We start from the raw sequence: 692 nt of genomic DNA, 5'->3' as shown, positions 1-692 counted from the left end.
TGTGATGTCGCAGGACATCGGCAACAGGCCGGACCCTCAGGGTCCGGCCTGTTTGCGTGTCTGGGGTTGGTAGTTGCGGGTGGTGTCGATGGTGAGTTCGCGCAGGAGTTCTCCGGTGATGGCGTGGACCACGCGGACGTCGAGGTCGGCGATGAGCATGATCACGGGGGTTCGGGCGTGGGTTCGTCCGATGCCGATGTGGTGCAGGCGGCCGGCGACTCGCAAGGGTGAGCTTGCCGTCGTTGTCGACGCGGTCGTGGCGGATGCGTTCGTGGCTGCCTGGGCCGCCGACGGGGTGCGCCTTGGCTTTGGCGGCGTAGGCGGCGGCGGGGGTGCGTCCGTGCAGCGAGGTGTGGGGGCGGGCGGTGTTGTAGTGCTCGCGCCAGGTGTCGAGCAGGGTCTGCAGCTGGTCGAGGTCGCCCGGGCGGGGGCGGGGGCGGTGCGTGTGGGGCTGGTGCGGGGACGTCGGGATCGCGGTTCGAACGCGGCCTCCCCGACGTCGCGGTAGCGGGCGACCAGGCGGCTGACCCAGGACCGCGACAGCCCGTAGGCGCGGGCCACCTCGGCCTGCGAGCGGCCCTCGAGCACGACAGCGGTGATCACCAGGCGGGCACGCGACATGCCCGAGCATCACCGAGCGGTGTTGCCGATGTCCTGAGACATGCGTTGCCCATGTCCTGAAACAGGACACC

The 692-nt window shown here is 70.4% G+C and carries 1 protein-coding gene and 1 pseudogene; one reads left to right on the top strand and one right to left on the bottom strand.

Annotated features, from left to right (window positions below; genetic code table 11):
* Window positions 1-231: hypothetical protein (locus CTKZ_RS22240; protein WP_210766406.1), on the top strand; the 231-nt coding region annotated here is incomplete at its 5' end.
* 234 nt (window positions 232-465) lie between these two features.
* Here CTKZ_RS22240 and CTKZ_RS22745 read toward each other — a convergent pair.
* Window positions 466-621: pseudogene (locus CTKZ_RS22745) on the bottom strand (helix-turn-helix domain-containing protein); the annotation flags it as partial.
* Window positions 622-692: the final 71 nt, after the last annotated feature.

It is taken from the genome of Cellulomonas algicola, assembly GCF_003851725.1.
Classification (GTDB): Bacteria; Actinomycetota; Actinomycetes; order Actinomycetales; family Cellulomonadaceae; genus Cellulomonas; species Cellulomonas algicola.
Note: the sequence above shows the minus strand (reverse complement) of the source record. Positions and strands in the feature narration are given on the sequence as shown.